The sequence below is a fragment of the Bifidobacterium sp. MSK.17.10 genome (genome assembly GCF_019129655.1).
In the GTDB taxonomy this organism is placed as follows: domain Bacteria; phylum Actinomycetota; class Actinomycetes; order Actinomycetales; family Bifidobacteriaceae; genus Bifidobacterium; species Bifidobacterium adolescentis.
This window is the reverse complement of the sequence record NZ_JAHOJD010000009.1, coordinates 43393-58918: the sequence shown is the minus strand read 5'-3', so window position 1 is coordinate 58918 and position 15526 is coordinate 43393. Positions and strand designations below refer to the sequence as shown.

Annotated in this window: 11 protein-coding genes and 2 riboswitches; of the genes, 2 read left to right on the top strand and 9 right to left on the bottom strand. The window is 60.1% G+C overall.

What is annotated here, in order from left to right; all coding sequences use genetic code 11:
- Positions 1 to 21: 21 nt before the first annotated feature.
- The 3 genes from KSX58_RS08535 to KSX58_RS08525 all read right to left on the bottom strand — a co-directional run bounded on the left by KSX58_RS08535 (position 22) and on the right by KSX58_RS08525 (position 3335).
- On the bottom strand, positions 22 to 1188 hold the full coding sequence (locus KSX58_RS08535; RefSeq protein ID WP_033499835.1) for a pyridoxal phosphate-dependent aminotransferase: 1167 nt from the start codon (positions 1186 to 1188) through the stop codon (positions 22 to 24).
- A gap of 111 nt (positions 1189 to 1299) precedes the next feature.
- Positions 1300 to 2067: a polyphosphate--glucose phosphotransferase gene (ppgK, locus tag KSX58_RS08530; RefSeq protein WP_011743321.1), complete on the bottom strand. Its 768-nt coding sequence runs from the start codon at positions 2065 to 2067 to the stop codon at positions 1300 to 1302.
- A 254-nt stretch (positions 2068 to 2321) separates the two neighbouring features.
- The gene (locus KSX58_RS08525) at positions 2322 to 3335 is read right to left on the bottom strand and encodes a glycosyltransferase family 2 protein (RefSeq protein ID WP_034984606.1); all 1014 of its coding nucleotides are present in this window, start codon (positions 3333 to 3335) and stop codon (positions 2322 to 2324) included.
- Positions 3336 to 3463: 128 nt separating this feature from the next.
- Positions 3464 to 3570, top strand: a riboswitch (TPP riboswitch).
- On the opposite strand from KSX58_RS08525, the gene tenA reads away from it, so the two are divergent.
- Positions 3564 to 4331, top strand: coding sequence for a thiaminase II (tenA, locus tag KSX58_RS08520; protein ID WP_021913686.1), 768 nt, complete (start codon positions 3564 to 3566; stop codon positions 4329 to 4331). (Overlaps the previous riboswitch by 7 nt.)
- A 102-nt stretch (positions 4332 to 4433) precedes the next feature.
- Here the strand turns inward: tenA and KSX58_RS08515 are convergent, their stop codons facing one another.
- The 5 genes from KSX58_RS08515 to KSX58_RS08495 all read right to left on the bottom strand — a co-directional run bounded on the left by KSX58_RS08515 (position 4434) and on the right by KSX58_RS08495 (position 13477).
- Positions 4434 to 4739 (bottom strand): YhbY family RNA-binding protein, encoded by a 306-nt coding sequence (locus tag KSX58_RS08515; protein ID WP_085380374.1) that lies wholly within the window; start codon positions 4737 to 4739, stop codon positions 4434 to 4436.
- An 81-nt stretch (positions 4740 to 4820) separates the two neighbouring features.
- Positions 4821 to 7148 carry an energy-coupling factor transporter ATPase gene (locus tag KSX58_RS08510; RefSeq protein ID WP_217736168.1) on the bottom strand — a complete coding sequence of 776 codons (2328 nt, stop codon included), beginning with the start codon at positions 7146 to 7148 and terminating at the stop codon, positions 4821 to 4823.
- 113 nt (positions 7149 to 7261) lie between these two features.
- Positions 7262 to 7909: an ECF transporter S component gene (locus KSX58_RS08505; protein ID WP_003810354.1), complete on the bottom strand. Its 648-nt coding sequence runs from the start codon at positions 7907 to 7909 to the stop codon at positions 7262 to 7264.
- Positions 7894 to 8046, bottom strand: a riboswitch (FMN riboswitch). It overlaps the preceding gene by 16 nt.
- A 99-nt stretch (positions 8047 to 8145) precedes the next feature.
- Positions 8146 to 11985 carry a DEAD/DEAH box helicase gene (locus KSX58_RS08500; protein ID WP_080703732.1) on the bottom strand — a complete coding sequence of 1280 codons (3840 nt, stop codon included), beginning with the start codon at positions 11983 to 11985 and terminating at the stop codon, positions 8146 to 8148.
- A 76-nt stretch (positions 11986 to 12061) separates the two neighbouring features.
- Positions 12062 to 13477, bottom strand: coding sequence for a C1 family peptidase (locus KSX58_RS08495; RefSeq protein ID WP_011743328.1), 1416 nt, complete (start codon positions 13475 to 13477; stop codon positions 12062 to 12064).
- A 160-nt stretch (positions 13478 to 13637) separates the two neighbouring features.
- On the opposite strand from KSX58_RS08495, the gene KSX58_RS08490 reads away from it, so the two are divergent.
- Positions 13638 to 14618 (top strand): DUF1524 domain-containing protein, encoded by a 981-nt coding sequence (locus KSX58_RS08490; RefSeq protein WP_217736177.1) that lies wholly within the window; start codon positions 13638 to 13640, stop codon positions 14616 to 14618.
- A gap of 139 nt (positions 14619 to 14757) precedes the next feature.
- Here the strand turns inward: KSX58_RS08490 and KSX58_RS08485 are convergent, their stop codons facing one another.
- Positions 14758 to 15483, bottom strand: a complete 726-nt coding sequence (locus KSX58_RS08485; protein WP_085380376.1) for a potassium channel family protein — start codon at positions 15481 to 15483, stop codon at positions 14758 to 14760.
- Positions 15484 to 15526: the final 43 nt, after the last annotated feature.

The following is a 15526-nucleotide window of genomic DNA, read 5'->3' as shown; positions in this document are numbered from 1 at the left end:
ATTTCGGACTCGGCAGTCCGTTCAGCCGATCAGTTCGTTGACGGTGTCGATCACCACGTACACGTTATGCCGGAAATCGTCCGGTTCGGGCAGTAGTGAGATGGCCAGATAGCCGTTGGAGGTCATGTCGAAGAAGTAGCCGGGCTGTCCGGATACGCCGTGGCGTTCGATCATGTGCAGCACCAGCTCGTTCTCGTCGAGCACGCTGGGCACGCGCAGCAGTACGTTCCATCCGCCTTCGGCACGCAATACGCTGACAAGACCTTGCTCGTCCGCGTCGAGCATGGCATGCAGTGCTTTGAGATTGCCGCGCACACGTTCCTGCACGCGCGCGGTCTGCGATGGCGCCGCTTCAAGCAGTGCGGGAATTTGTTTTGCGACGATCTCGCTCATGGGCAGATAGTCGTCGGCGATCACGTCGAGACGACGCTTGGCTTCCGTCACGTCTTCTGCCGGTCCGGACACTTGGATCCAGCCGACTTTGGCATGCGGTGCGGCGAGCATTTTCGAAAAACCGTCCAACGCGAATGTGAGCGCGCCACGCTCCCCCGCGAGTCGTGCATTGCCTTCGAATGGTTCCAAATCGTAATCGTAGAACACTTCGTCGGCGATGATGGCCACGTCGTGGTCCCGGCACAGGCGGACGATCGCCTCGCGTTCCGACGGTTTGACGTACGAACCGGTCGGATTGTTGGGGTTGATGAGCACCAGCGCGCGGATGCGATTGCCGTCCGGGCCTTCCAGCGCGGTTTTCAGTTCGGCCACGTCGATGTACCAGGAGCCGTCGAATCGTTGTTGGTATTCGATCATGTCGACGCATTCGAGGCGTGCGATCGATTCGATGAGCGGATAGCCGGGTTTCGGTGCGAGCACGGCGTCACCGGCATCACACAGCAGTTTGATAAGCCACGAGTAGGCTTCGGAAGTTGAACTGAGGATGTACAGGTCGTCCGGCGAGCAATGGCCGATTTCCTGCATGTCAAGGAACGCGGCCAGCGCCTCACGCGCGTAGCGTTGGCCGCGCGGGTCGGCGGAGTAGATGTCCGGCACAAGATCCGGAGCCAGCGCGTGCCGTGTCGGATTGGAGTCGTTGAGCTTGCCGAGCGGTCTGCCGGCTGTTTTGGCGGTGGCTTCCGCCTTGGCGATGGGATTGGGCTCACTGATGTCGACTCTTGAGGAAAAACGCATGCTCTCCACCCTACTCCATGGACTGCCGTCTTCCATCTGCGGCACATGGAACAACGAAAAAGGCCGTCCGACGAATCGGACGGCCTTGTGACAACCTAATCGGTCAACACATCACTTCTGCTTGGTGCTCGCGTAGTATGCGGCGCCGATGATGCCGGCCTCGTTGTGCAGCTTGGCTGCGACGATCGGGGTCTTGATGTCGATGTACGGCAGGAACTTCTCGGAGACGCGGGACACGCCACCGCCGACGACGAACAGCTGCGGGTCGAAGTAGAACTCCATGAGGGAGTAGTACTTGGTCAGGCGCTTCGCCCACTTCTTGTAGCCCATGTCGAGCTTCTCGCGGATGGAGGATGCGGCGTACTTCTCCGCGTCGCCCTTGCCCTTGAGCAGTTCCAGATGGCCGAGCTCGGTGTTCGGAATGAGCTCGCCGTTGAAAATCAGCGCGGTGCCGATGCCGGTGCCCAGCGTGGTGGCGATGACGAGGCCATCCTGGCCCTTCGCGGCGCCGAACTGCTGCTCGGCAAGACCGGCGGCGTCAGCGTCGTTCACCACGGTGACCGGACGACCGCAAGCTTCGGAGAACACTTCGGTGACGTCCACGCCGACCCAGGACTGGTCCAGGTTGGCCATGTAGCCAAGCTTCTCGCCCACATGAATCGGAGCCGGGAAGGCGATGCCGACCGGAGCGGACTCCGGAACCTCGAAATGCTCGAGCTGCTGGCGAACGATTTCGCCGACGGCCTTCGGAGTGGACACCTCCGGGGTGAGGATCTTCAGACGCGGTTCGGCGAACTCGCCCTTCTCGAGGTTAACCGGGGCGGCCTTAATTCCGGAGCCACCAATGTCAACGCCGAATGCCTGTGCAGTCTCAATCATCTTCAACCTCTCTATCAAGGTATGTTATGGGTGTATTCGAACCGATACGTGTTATGATAACTCGCAACATGCCCAAAATCGCGCGCGACATGCACAAATGGTGAGAACGATTGCACAAATTGTAATACTTAACCGAGTAAATATTTCATCGCCTGTTTTGCAAACGATTCGTTCCACGTCGGTAGAGGCTCCGACGTGGGACGAATCGTCAATCGCGTGATCGCCGCGCGTTGGGAAACGCGTGGGCCACGGTGTTACTTCAGCGGCGGCATCGGCTGCCATTCCGGATCATGCAGCAGCTTGCGCGAATCCCACCATCCTTTGGCGATCTGAACGATGCCAGTCTTGAAATGCTCGCGGTCCACCATCGTCAGTCGAATCACTTCCTTGACCGCGGTCAGCACCGTACCCAGGCCGAACAATAGCGGACGGTAATCGCCGTACGTCATGAAGTATCGGGCCATGTAGCCGCGGTTGCGCATGATGTGGTAGCGGTTCATGTCGGAAGTGGAGTTGAGCTGGCGCACGCCGGCGATGTCCCAATTGCCGATCTCGCGCGTACGGCGCAGCACCACGTCGGGCACGACGATCGGATTGGTGACCTTGCTGGCACGATAGCCGTACATCGTGTCGTCCCAATAGATGAAGAAACGCGGGTCGGGCAGACCGATCTTCTCGACGATGTTGCGGCGGAACAGGCCGCCTTCGAAGCACAACGTGTCCATCACGCGATAGCCAGCCGGGCCGAACGCAGCCGGTGCGATCGGGTTCGGAATGCCGAGCGGGACGATGAAATCGTACTGCCAGTAGAACGGACCGCCATCATAGTCGTAGCGGCTTCCCTGAATCACGTCGTGCCGATCGGTCCACTTGGCCAAGCGCTCGATGCCTTCCGGCATGACGGCGACGTCGTCGTCCATGACCCAGAACCATTCGGCACCCAGCTCGTACGCCTTCTTCACGCCTGCGGAGAAACCGCCCGCGCCTCCGAGGTTGTCGGTCTGCGGCGCGTAGACCACGCGGTTCTCGTTGCCGGACAGGTCGGCCACGGTGGTGCCCCACTGCGCGGTGAGCTTGGCGCTGAATTCTTCGACCATGCCATGGGTCTTGTCACTGTGCTCGTTGTCCACGACGATGATGCGCCACGGGGCGACGGTAAGCTTCTCGATGGATTCGAACAGGGTGGCGAGCAGCTGCTGGCGCTTGTAGGTCACCACGACGATAGCCAGCTTTTCGATGGTCTTCTTCGCAACTTGCTTTTCAGTCATACGTTCCATTCTTGCACCGGCCCTCAACCACACATCGGCCATGTTCGATATGGAGCCGAGCACGGGCATAATCCCGCGACAAATATGGACAGAACCTTGCACGGCACGAACTTGTTTGCCATAATGAACCGCGTATGCAGGGGAATCCGTATGACGGATTGAGATGGGCGTGGACGTCCGAACCCTTTGAACCTGATGGTTGACACCAGCGTAGGGAGGCATGGCCATATGGCTGATGTGATTTCCGTAACCAATTCCGATTCCGCGTTCGACGCTTCGAAGGGCGTCACGCGAACCAATCTTCCCCCATTCGCGCAGCGGCTGCGCAAAGCCGCCGACCTCGTATGGGAGGAAGGCTACAGGCAGCCGTTCATCCGCGAACTGGGCGAAGGCACTCTGCCGCGCGAGAAGTTCGCGTTCTATCTGCTGCAGGATTTCCGTTATCTTAACGACTACGCCAGAGTGCATGCTTTGGGACTGGCCAAAACAGACGATCCGGAGATCATGGCGTTCATGCTCAACGTGCAGAACGGCGCGTTGAATGTGGAGTCGACCGTGCACCGCACGTATCTGGCCAGCTACGGCATCACCGACGAGCAGATGAACAACGTGCGCCAGTCGGCGTTCGCCCGCGCGTACACGTCGAACATCCTTTCCATCGCCTATGGCAAGGACATCCTCGACATTCTCGTGGCCGTGCTCCCCTGCGCCTGGGTGTACGCGGATTACGGATATCGTCTTGCCCATGAATTCGCCGACACGCTCGATGTGAACCAGTACAAGAGCTGGGTGGACATGTACAAGACCGACGAGTTCTGGCAGGGTTCGGCTTGGCTGATCGAGCATATCGAGAAACTCGCCGCCGAGGTGAGCGAGGAACGTAAGCAGGAGCTGGTCGATATTTTTGTGACCGGCGTTGAGAACGAGTACATGTTCTGGTCCAGCGCGTACGACATGCAGTACACGTGGAAGCCCGAATGGGATCAGGAGAGCTGATTCTCCGGCACGCTCTCTTCCGATTGTTTATTTCCATATGAAGCGGCCCGCCTTCCGATTGGTTTCGGAGGGCGGGCCGCTTCTCATATAACGTTCGGATCGCTATTCGCGCACGAGACGAATGTGCTCCACGTCGTCACGCTGGGAACGACGGTAGAGCACGAAACGGTTGCCGATGACCTGCACGAGTTCCGCGCCAAGCTGTTCGGCGAGACCTTCGCCGGCCTCCTTGGCGGTCAGACCGGAACCGTCGAGCACGGAGCATTTGACGAGCTCGCGCTTCTCGATGGTCTCGTCCGCCTGTTTGACGGCGTTTTCGCTCAGATCGTTCTTGCCGACCTGGATGAGCGGATTGAGTTTGGTGGCCAGGCCGCGCAGCTGCTTGACCTGCTTTTTGGTAAGTGCCATATGTGTTCCATTCCTATCTACAAATACCCGCTCAAGCCTAGCGTGAGGACGGTATTTGCCCATCCGCCCGCAACGCACCGGTCATAACAGCACGCCCGGCACGACCAGTGCGACGAGATAGACGAGCACCACGATCGCCACGGCCACGTCCATGCCGGTGACGCGCATGACACGCCAATGCGTGCGCGTCGCACCTTCCTCATAGCAGCGCGCGTCCAAGGCGAGGCTCAGGTTGTCGGCGTGGCGGATGGCTGCGGCGAAGACCGGCACGACGACCGCCACCATCGCTTTGATGCGTACTACGAACGAACCTGTTTCGACGCTGCCACCGCGCGCCGACTGCGCGTCGATAATCGCTTTCGTTTCCATGCCAAGCGTCGGCAGGAAACGCAGGGCGAGGCTCATCACCAATGCCGTCTCCTGCGTGTGCAGGCCGAATCTGGCGAACGGTGACAGCAATGATTCGAACGCGTCGGTCATGGCGGTCGGTGTGGTGGAGGCAAGGAACATCGCTCCGATGACGATGACCACGGCGAACCGACATGCGTAGAGTATGGCGATGCGGATGCCGTCATCGGTGATGGGAATCGGCCCGAGGCTCGCCACCGTGGTGCCGGTGCGCACGAAGAAGATGTTCAGCAGGCCGCAGAAAACGAACAATGCCAGGAACACACGCACGGAAGCGGCCAATCGGCCTACATTGATGCGTCCGGCCGCGGCGATCACGCCGGTGAACACCACGGCAAGCAGCAATTGCCAGAATGAGCCGATGGCGAACGCGGAGAACATGAGCGCCAATGCGGACAGCATGCCCACGCGCGGATCGAGGCGTTCCAACAGGGTCCGCCGCTCCCCCACGGTCGCGGTGTCCGAGCCGGCGGCGTCCACGGATGATTCCGCATCCGGCCCCTCTTCGCAGGTGGCTTTCACTGTGGATTCCGTGGATTCCTTAGAGTCCGCACGTTTCGCCGGCTTGCCCAACATGATGGTACGGTCGGCAAGCTCGTCCACTTCATCCTGCGAATGCGAGATGAGCAGTATGGTCACGCCGCGTGATTTGAGCTCGTGGATGAGCCCGTGCACGCGTGCGGCGGCCTCCTCGTCAAGACCTGCGGTCGGCTCGTCCAGAATCAACGCTTTCGGCTCGCATGCAATCACGCCGGCGATCGCCACCAGTCGCTGCTGGCCGCCCGACAGGTCGAACGGCGAACGGTCTCGCAGATGTTCGATATGCAGCAGCCGCATGGCCTGCATGGCGCGTTCCATCGCCTCGGACGTATCCAATCCCAGGTTGGAAGGCCCGTATGCGACGTCTTCGGCCACGGTGTCGGCGAACAGCTGCCGTTCCGGATGCTGCATGACGTAGCCGACCGTACGGCGCAGCCTCGTACGGTTTTTGCGATTGAGGGGCTTCGTTCCGCCGTTTGCCTTCGCAGTGGCCACGGCGATGCCGTCGATGACGATCGAGCCTGTCGTGGGTTTCTCCAACGCGCACAGCATGCGCGCCAATGTGGTTTTGCCGGCGCCATTGCGTCCCATCAACGCCACTGTCTCGCCTTTGCCGATGCTGAACGACAGGTGGTTGAACACGTCACGTTCGGCGTCCACGTAACGATACGATATGTCGCGTGCTTCGATGAGCGTTTCGGCGGGCTTATCATCAATGCGTTTCGGTAGGCCCACCGATTGAACCGGCATCCGAAGCCGCTCGTCGGCGGGGCCATCGCCTACGATGTGGCCTGCTTCCAGCTGAATCACACGGTCGGCATGTTCCAACTCGTCCGCATGGTGCGTGACGAGAATGATGGTGGTGCCGCGGTCCTGGAGTTCGTCCAGCACCCGCATGATGTCGGCGCGCCCTTGCGGGTCGAGCATGGCGGTCGGCTCGTCGAGCACGAGCACATCGGAATCCATCGCCAGCATGCCGGCGATGGCGATGCGTTGTTGTTGGCCGCCGCTCATGCGCGTCGGATCGGAAGCGCGATAGTCGCTCATATCCACGGCGTCCAGCGAACCGGAGATGCGCAGGCCGATCTCATCATGCTCAATCGCAAGATTCTCCGGTCCGAACGCCACGTCGTCTTCGGTGACGGTGGTGACGATTTGGTCTTCGGGATGCTGGAACACCGCGCCTATGCCGCAACGGGCGGTTCGATACTCGTCGGCGTGCGCGCCGGACTCGTCGAACACCACATTGCCTGACAATGCGACATATCCCTCATCGGGAGCCACCAGTCCGGCGATGACACGTGACAGCGTGGATTTGCCCGAACCGTTCGGCCCCGTCAGACAGATGCGTTCGCCACGGCGGATGTCAAGGCTCACACCGTCAAGCGCCCATGTCGCGCCGCCATCATAGGTGAATCGCACATCGCGTAGCGTTATGATCGGCGCATTGGTCGTAACCATAAAATCTTCCTTCACCAGCACTGCATGGAATTCTCGGGGAAAACAAGACGGAGGAACCCTCCGGTGGATGCGGACGGTCCCTCCATGTTCATTTCAATGGGAACAAACGAAGCTCAACGGTTCAGCAGGTTGGAGATCGGCTTGTAGATCAGGAACGTGACCACGCCGTGGATGGTGAACTTCAACGCGTTGAACGGCAGGAGCGCCGGCACGATAAGCGCCACGACCTGCGCGGTGGTCATGTGCGCGTAGAACGGCGTGACGATGATGTTGCCGACGATGGCGACGGCGAGCGCCACGACAGCGCCGACGATGATGCCGATCAGCGCGCCCTTGCGCGTCTTGTTCTTTTTGTAGATGAGCGATGCCGGCACGGACAGGGCCAATGCCACGAGCACGGCCATCAGGGTGCCCCATGGGTTGGTGAACAGGTGCGGCACGAAGCCGAGCACGCTGACGATGACGGCTGCGGCCGGTCCGAACGCGAAGCCCGCGACGAGGCAGACGATGCCGGATGGGTCGTATTTGAGCCACTGCACGCCTGGGATGATCGGGAATTCGATGAAGCTGACGGCCATGGACAGCGCCACGAACAGCGCGTACATGGCGATGCGTTTGGTGGACCAGCGGCCGGAGTCGGCGACGCCTGTGGAGTGCGCGTTGTCCGGACGGGTCATCGGTTTGTCTGCGGCCTGATCAGCTGCGGTATTGGAGGTATTGCTAGGAGAGGATACACTCATGTTGAGCTCCGTTTCTTCCATCCGGACTGTAACCGTTGGCCCCGGATTCTCACCGGATCAGCCGCTTTCGCGGGTCGCGGGCTTCGGTATGGGGCCGTTATGAATGCCGGTCGTGCCGTTACCGCCAGTAAGGATTTTCACCTTCCCTGAAACTTGCTTGTCCATATATACGCCCGCCATGCGATATGCGCAACCTGCGTTCCGTTTTCGTCTTGCGATTCGGAACGCAGTCTGCGCACGCCGCGACAGCGGGCATGTTATGACAGCAGGCCGAGCAGATCGTCCTTGCTGAGCGTGCCGACGCCGCCGGATGCGGTGCCGTCGGTGAATTGGCGCGCCAGCTCGTTTTTCTTTTCCTGCAGTTTCAGAATGCGTTCCTCGATGGTGTCTTTGGCCACGATCTGGTATACGTTCACGTCCTGGGTTTGGCCGATACGGTGCGCGCGGTCGGTTGCCTGGTTCTGCGCGGCGGCGTTCCACCATGGATCGGCGTGCACCACCACGGACGCGCCCACGAGGTTCAGGCCCGTGTTGCCGGCTTTGAGCGAGATGAGGAATACGGGCACGTCGTTGCCGTTGAATTCGTCGACCAGTTCCACACGGCGTTTCTTCGGCGTCTCGCCGGTGATGGTGTAGTATTCCACGCCTTGTTCGGCGAGTCTGGCGCCGATGAGTTCGAGGAACGAGGTGAATTGCGAGAACACGAGGACCTTTTTGCCTTCGCCCATGCATGTGGCCACGAGTTCGGCGATGGCGTCGAGTTTGGCGGAGGCGTTCTTCGCGTCGGCGTATACGAGTCTTGGATCGCAGCAGATTTCGCGCAGCAAGGTGAATTCGGCGAGGATGCGGATCTTCTTGGTGTTGAAGTCGGCGTCCGACGCCTTGGTGAGCGTGGCGCGTAGCCGCTGTTCGTGTGCGGCGTACAGTTTGCGCTGCTCTCCTTCCAGTTTGACGGTGAGCACGTTCTCGAATTTGTCGGGCAGGTCGGTGAGCACGTCTTTTTTCAGACGGCGTTTGATGAACAGTCCCACCAATGCCTGCAGTTTGTCGGCCATGACGGAATGTTCCGGACCGGGAGCCATGATCGGCTGCTCGTATTTTTCGCGGAATTTCGTATAGGTGCCGAGCAGTCCGGGCATGAGGAAGTCGAAAATGCTCCACAGTTCGCTCAACCGGTTTTCGATTGGCGTGCCGGTCAGAGCGAAGCGATGGTCGGCCGTGACCTGTTTGACCGATTTGGCCACCTTTGTGGCATGGTTTTTGATGTATTGCGCCTCGTCGAGCGCCATCAGCGCGAAATGGCAGGCTGCGTAATCGTCCACGTCGCGACGCAGCAGATCGTAGGAGGTGATCACCACGTCGGTGCCGTCGTACGTCGTGGCGCCATTCGTCGTAGCACCGTCGTTCTCCTGCGATTGCGCGGCCACCGTCGCGATGGCCTTGCGTCGCTGCGCTTTCGTACCGGCGACGACTTCCACCGTCAGATCGCCCGCGAATTTCTCGCATTCCGCGGCCCAGTTGTAGACGAGCGATGCCGGGCAGACGATGAGTGACGGACCGTTTCCTTTGCGCGCTTCGATGAGCGAGAGCAGCTGCACGGATTTGCCGAGGCCCATCTCGTCGGCGAGGATGCCGCCGAAGCCCTTGTCCCACAGGGTGGACAGCCATTGGAAGCCCTCCACCTGGTATGGGCGGAGCACGGTTTTGAGCCGTTCGGGCACTTCGTAGCGTTTCGGATCGACGATCTTCACATCGTTGACATAGTCCACGAACGAGGCGCTTTTGCCTTCGTCGTCCACTTGGGAGTCCAGCAGGAACGCTTGGTATCCGGGGATTTTGATGATGCCGGAGTCGAGCTGTTTTTCACTCAGGTCGAGGTCCGTGGACACTTGGTCGAGCTCATGCAGGTCGGCTTCCTTCAAATCCACGAACGTGCCGTTCTTGAGCCGATGGTAGCGGCGTTTTCTTCGGTAGGAGTCAAGCAGCGCGCCGACTTCGTTCATCGGCACCTCGTCGGCGATCGGTGAGATTTCAACGAGGTTCGAGTCGATGGACAAGCCGACCTTCACCGATGGCGGGTTGGGCTGCATCATGCCATCGAATGCCGCCGTGGAGAAGACCTGGCCCACCGATTTGAGGATCTGCACGCCGTCGGTGAGCATGAGCAGGATAGCCTGCTCATCCTCTTCTTTGACGCGTGCCACGTCGATGGAGCTCCATGTAGGGCACAGCTGGCGTACCACCTGCACGGCGAACGATTCCCGTGACAGGTCGCGTTTGACCTGCGAGGCTCTTGAACGTGAATCGGGGTTGATCACGCCGCGCAGTTCTTTGGCGGTGGGCACCAGTTGGAAGGTGAAGTCGCCGTATTTCGCCACCGCTTCGCAGGTGATGCCGTACAAATCGCGGTCCAGATAGAATTCGATCCGGCATTCGGTTCCCACCGCTTCGGTCACTTCCTGCGGAATGTCGAATCCGATGCCCGCTTCGGTGAGTTTCGGCACGATGGTTCGGGCGAACATGGGCCAGTCGTTTTCGGCGATGAACACGCCGTCCGGATCGTCGGAACACAGGTCAGGCAGCACCTGCAATGCCGGGCGCAGTTTATCGGTGCAGCGGAAGAGCCCGTCGATGCCTATCCTGTCCGTCGCCGTGGAATCGTCGGGACGTTCGCGGCTGAAAACGTAGAAGCCGTTGCGTCCGTTGATGACATCGGAGATGCTTTGGTTCGATGTGATGCGCACGCCCGACGCGGTGCCCTCATGCACGTAGGACGCCTTGAACGTGAAGGTGGGGTCGCCTTCGACAATGTCAAGGCCGAACGGCTCGCCTCCTTCGTTGGCCATGTGGATGCGGCTTGGCCCGGATTCCTTGGTGCGTTGGAAATCCTCGATAAGCAATCGTCTCAGCCCGTCACCGTCCGACGTGCGCAGGAAACCGCGGGCCTTCGACTCGTGTTCCTTGTATTCGTCCTGTGTCACGGCGTGGAACAGGTCGAGCAGGTCGCATGCCTCCCAATCGGTGAGGACGAGTTCACGGTCGACGCGTACCGCTTCGCCGTAATAGTATCCGTTTTGCAGTTGGGCCGCCGTTCTGGATGCGATCACCTGCTGCAGGAAGCGGTATAGCTTCAGCGAGAAGGGGTCGAGCATGTCCGGAGTGTGGGTGAACGCGAGTTTTTTGCCATATGACTCGTATGTTCCCGTCCGCATGTCGGCCACGAATCTTGAGATGTTTTTGAGCGCATAGTCGGCGTCGCCGCATCCGATGCGCAGGGACAGGCGCAGGGCGTCATGGCCGTTGATCAGCGTGGGCTCGAGGTACACGCTTCCCGGTTTGACGTCGACCGGCGCGCTTGATTTGCGTTTCGGTTTGGCGGCTCCCTGTCCGGAGGCGCCACGTTGTTCCTCGATCAATCGGCTTTTCGCGTTGATGATTCGTTTCAGCACGTCGAGTTGGGCGTTCTCGCCGGCGTTGTTGCTTTTCGCATCGAGGGAGCGCATGTAGTCGGCGAGGGCCCGGGGTGTTGCGGCTGCGGCGTGGAATCCCCGGAATCGTTCCGGCTGCTGCAGGAACAGCAGCAGCATGGCGGCTACGTGCTTGCACATGCCGGTGTACCGGCGGCTGGTGGAGGAAGCCGAGTCGTCATCATCGTTGACGTGGCCGTACGTGCTGCCGGAGCCGAAATCGTCGTAGTCGTCGACGTAATCGTAGTCGTCGTCATCGTCGAAGCTGCGGTATTTCGGACTGTTGTGGTAGTCGAAGGTCCGGTAGGAACCGTAGCCGCGCTGCGAACCGCTGAATGCCGGGCAGGAGCAGTAGCGTGCCAGAAACAGCTCGTCGGCGAAATCAAGCGTGGCTTGCACTTCGTAACGGCTGGAGGGTGAGGTGGTGCCCCGTATGGTGGCATACAGGGTGATGCGGTTGGATGCGGTGTCGTTCAGGCAATGCAGGTCCTCCATTTTGGAACGCCATTGGTTGGCGATGCCGCGGGCGCGCTGCAGTACCGGCTGGCTGCATTCGCTGCGCAGCTCGTCGGAAAGCCATGCCAGAGTGTCCGCCACCTGAACCCCCATCGTTCGTACGTTTGTTCTCATGCAACCATACCAGCGCGGTGGAACAGCAAAAGCCGCGGCCCGATCCGGACCGCGGCATGTTATCGCCCGTGTTGCGTCAGCGGCAGCGTTTGGTCAGCGGCTGCCATGGGTCGAGTTCCACCGGCTCGGTTTCGAGCAGCGCTCGGGTGGCGTCGTCGAGGTATTCCTTGCGGATGATGATTTCGGTCACATAGCGGTCGAACCACTTGTCGGAGGCCACGTAGTAGCCGTCTTCGCCGTTGTCTTTGCCCCAGCTGTTCTCCACTTTCCAGCGGTTCGGCTTGCCTTGCTCGTCAAGGTTCACGCCGGTGAGGGTCATGGCATGGTTGCTTGGACTGTCGCCGTATTCGAGGCCGTGCGCCTTGTCGAAGTCGAAATCGGTGCCGAACAGCTGGTCCACGCGCACGCTGTCGCAGTCGAAATAGCCGGCCGCACGCAGCGAGAACTGGGTGCAGTCGCAGGCGAACCAGATCGGGTGTCCGGCGCTAATCTGGTCGACCGCGGCCTTTTTGAACACGTCGAGCGGCACGTTGACGAATTCCATATCCCCCGCTTCGGCCACATTGGCGGTGTAGCGGATGCGGTAACGCTTGTTGAACGGACGGGACGCCATCGGCACGTTGCACAACGTCACCAGATCGTCGACGTCCACCGGCACGTACTTCTTGTAGAATTCCATCGGCGTGATGCCGGTTTCGCGGATCTGTCTGCGCTCGTCCTTGCCGGTTTTCGGCTTGTCGGCCTCGTCTTCGCCGCTTTTCTTATCGTCCTTCTTGTCATCGTCGCTCACGCGGGCCAGGAAGTCGAACTTCTCCGGCGGCTCGCCCAACGAGATGGCGCACATGCGGTACACGGTGGACATGTCGTCGTCCTTGACCGCGCGCAGTTCATCGACCGTGGCGCCGGCTGCGTAACGTTCGCGCAGGTCGGCGGCGAACTGGCGCAGCCTGCTGTTGAGGTATTGTTTGAACGCGTCGGAGTCCTTGGAATTGGCGGATTCCGGGTAGGCGCTCTTCGGCACGAGACCATACTTGTCTACAAGGGCGGCGAACATCTGCCACCAACCGCCGTCATCGGCCGGCCCGTAGTTGATCTCCTGGAACAGGCGGCTGTCGGTCGGCTCGTCGAGCGTGGCGAACACGTTTTCGAGATACGTGTTGGATTTTTCCATCGCATCCCAGAAGAACAGGTAGGTTTCGGAGAATTCGAAATCGTCGAGTCCCCACTGGTGCATGAGCTCGTAACGCAGGGTGTTGAGGGATGCGAACATCCAGCAGCGGCCGGATCGGCGCTGGTTGGTGATGGACCCCTGTTTCAGTTCGATGGAGAAGTCGCGTGGCAGCGCGCGCTGGCCTTTGTAGTCGGTGGCGGCTTCGAGCACGCCCGAGGACACCGCGGCGTTGGCGGCCACAAGGTTGGCCCGGTCGGCGTTGAAGTCTTTGGCGTATTGTGCGAGACGTTCCGGTTTGATTGCTGTGATGCTGTTGGTCATACGGCCGATTCTTGCCATACGTCTTGACGGATGCGAAATACTGGTTTCGGCATGCCGAAAAATCTGCCGTAAAGAAGCGATTCGAATTCGTTCCGGGGATATTCTTGTACTACTTGAGGGGTTTTAGGGTGAGGAGCGTATCATGCGTCGTCATGGTTCGATGATGGTTGTTTTGTCCGGATTGCTGGCTGCGAGTCTGGCCATCGGACTGCCGGTCGGTTCGGCGTATGCGGACGAGCCGACGGATGGCACCGGGGCCGGCACGTCCGCCACGGAGGTGTTGGATTCGTTGGAGGTCAAGGGCCGCGCGCCGAAAACCGGGTACAAGCGCACTCAATTCGGCAAGGCGTGGGCCGACATGGACCACAACGGCTGCGACACCCGCAATGATATCCTCAACCGCGATCTGACCGGCGTGAGGCACAAGTGGCGTACGCACAATTGCGTGGTGAAGTCCGGAAAACTGCATGATCCATACACTGGCAAGGACATCAAGTTCAAGAAGGGCAAGAAGACTTCCACCGCGGTGCAGATCGACCATGTGGTGGCGTTGAGCGATGCGTGGCAGAAGGGCGCGCAGAAGCTCAGCGAGGAGCGCCGCACCGCATTGGCGAACGATCCGTACAATCTGCTGGCCGTGCAGGGGCGTGCCAACCAGAAGAAGTCCGATGGCGATGCGGCCACGTGGCTGCCGTCCAACAAGGGGTTCCGTTGCGAATACGTGGCGCGTCAGATCGGCGTGAAGCACAAATACTCACTGTGGGTCACGCAGGCCGAAAAGGAAGCCATGGCCAAGGTGCTGTCCTCCTGCCCGACGCAAACCGTGCCCGACTACACGGGGGTCAAGGATTCCACAGCCGAGAAGACCACCGAGTCCGAGCAGACCGAACAGACGCAAACCGAACAGACGCAAACCGAACAGTCAGCTGAGCAGGCCCAGCAGACTCAACAAACGACACAGGCACCTGCGCCCGAACCCGCTCCGGCTCCGGCTCCCGCGCCCCAACCAGCGCCACAGCAGGACGTCCACTACCAGAACTGCACCGCGGCACGAGCCGCTGGCGCCGCGCCTATCTACCAGGGCCAGCCGGGCTACCGTTCACAACTGGACCGCGACCATGACGGAGTCGCCTGCGAATAAATCCAATACAGCGTCTCCGCCTTTCCGGTTGTAAGACGTATGACGGTGAGGCATAGGAAAAGCGCCGGGTTATTCATCCGGCGCTTTTCCTATGCCTCAGCCTCTTTCCGCATTTTCCGCAGTGCAGTCATGAGAACCGCTATGGTCTGCGCAGCCGCGCGATGTCGTCACGCAGCTGGTTGACGGTGTCCGTCAGTTCCCGCACATTGTGGCGCAACTGTTCCGTTTCCGATTCCGCCTCGTCCGCGCGCTTGTCGGTTTCGTCACGGACACAATCGACTATCCATGAGGCCAGTGTCGCGGTGACGATGCCGATCAGGGCCACGCCGGTTATCATCAGCCCGATGGCGATGCTTCTTCCCTGCCATGTCACCGGAGACAAATCGCCATAGCCGACTGTGGTGACGGTCACGAACGACCACCATATCGCCTCGCCGAAATCGGTGATGGAAGCGCCTGGAACCCCACGTTCCACATCCAATTCGGCAAGGGCGCCGATATACATCAGCAGTGTCACGCTGCAGCATGTGTACAGTGTGATACGTCCACGCACCGCCATGCCACCGGTACGGTTGAGCACGTTGAGCACCGCCACCAATCGCAGCAGCCTCAATGGTCTGAAGATGGGCAAGGCGATGGACACCAGCATCAGCAGATTCTCTTTGAACCAGGCTTTCTTGTCCTTCGCCAGCAGAATCGAAACGACGTAGTCGACGATGAACGCCATCCAGATGATGTTGATCACCGTTTCGCACAATACGATATGCGTTCTCGCCAGCACTTCCCACGAATACGCGAACAGGAACACCAACGCCAATGCGGTCATGAACCACTCGGTCATCCGCTGCCATTTGTCCAATGTCATATCTCCCGCCTTTCTCCCCATGGCTGCCATCATACGGGTTTGC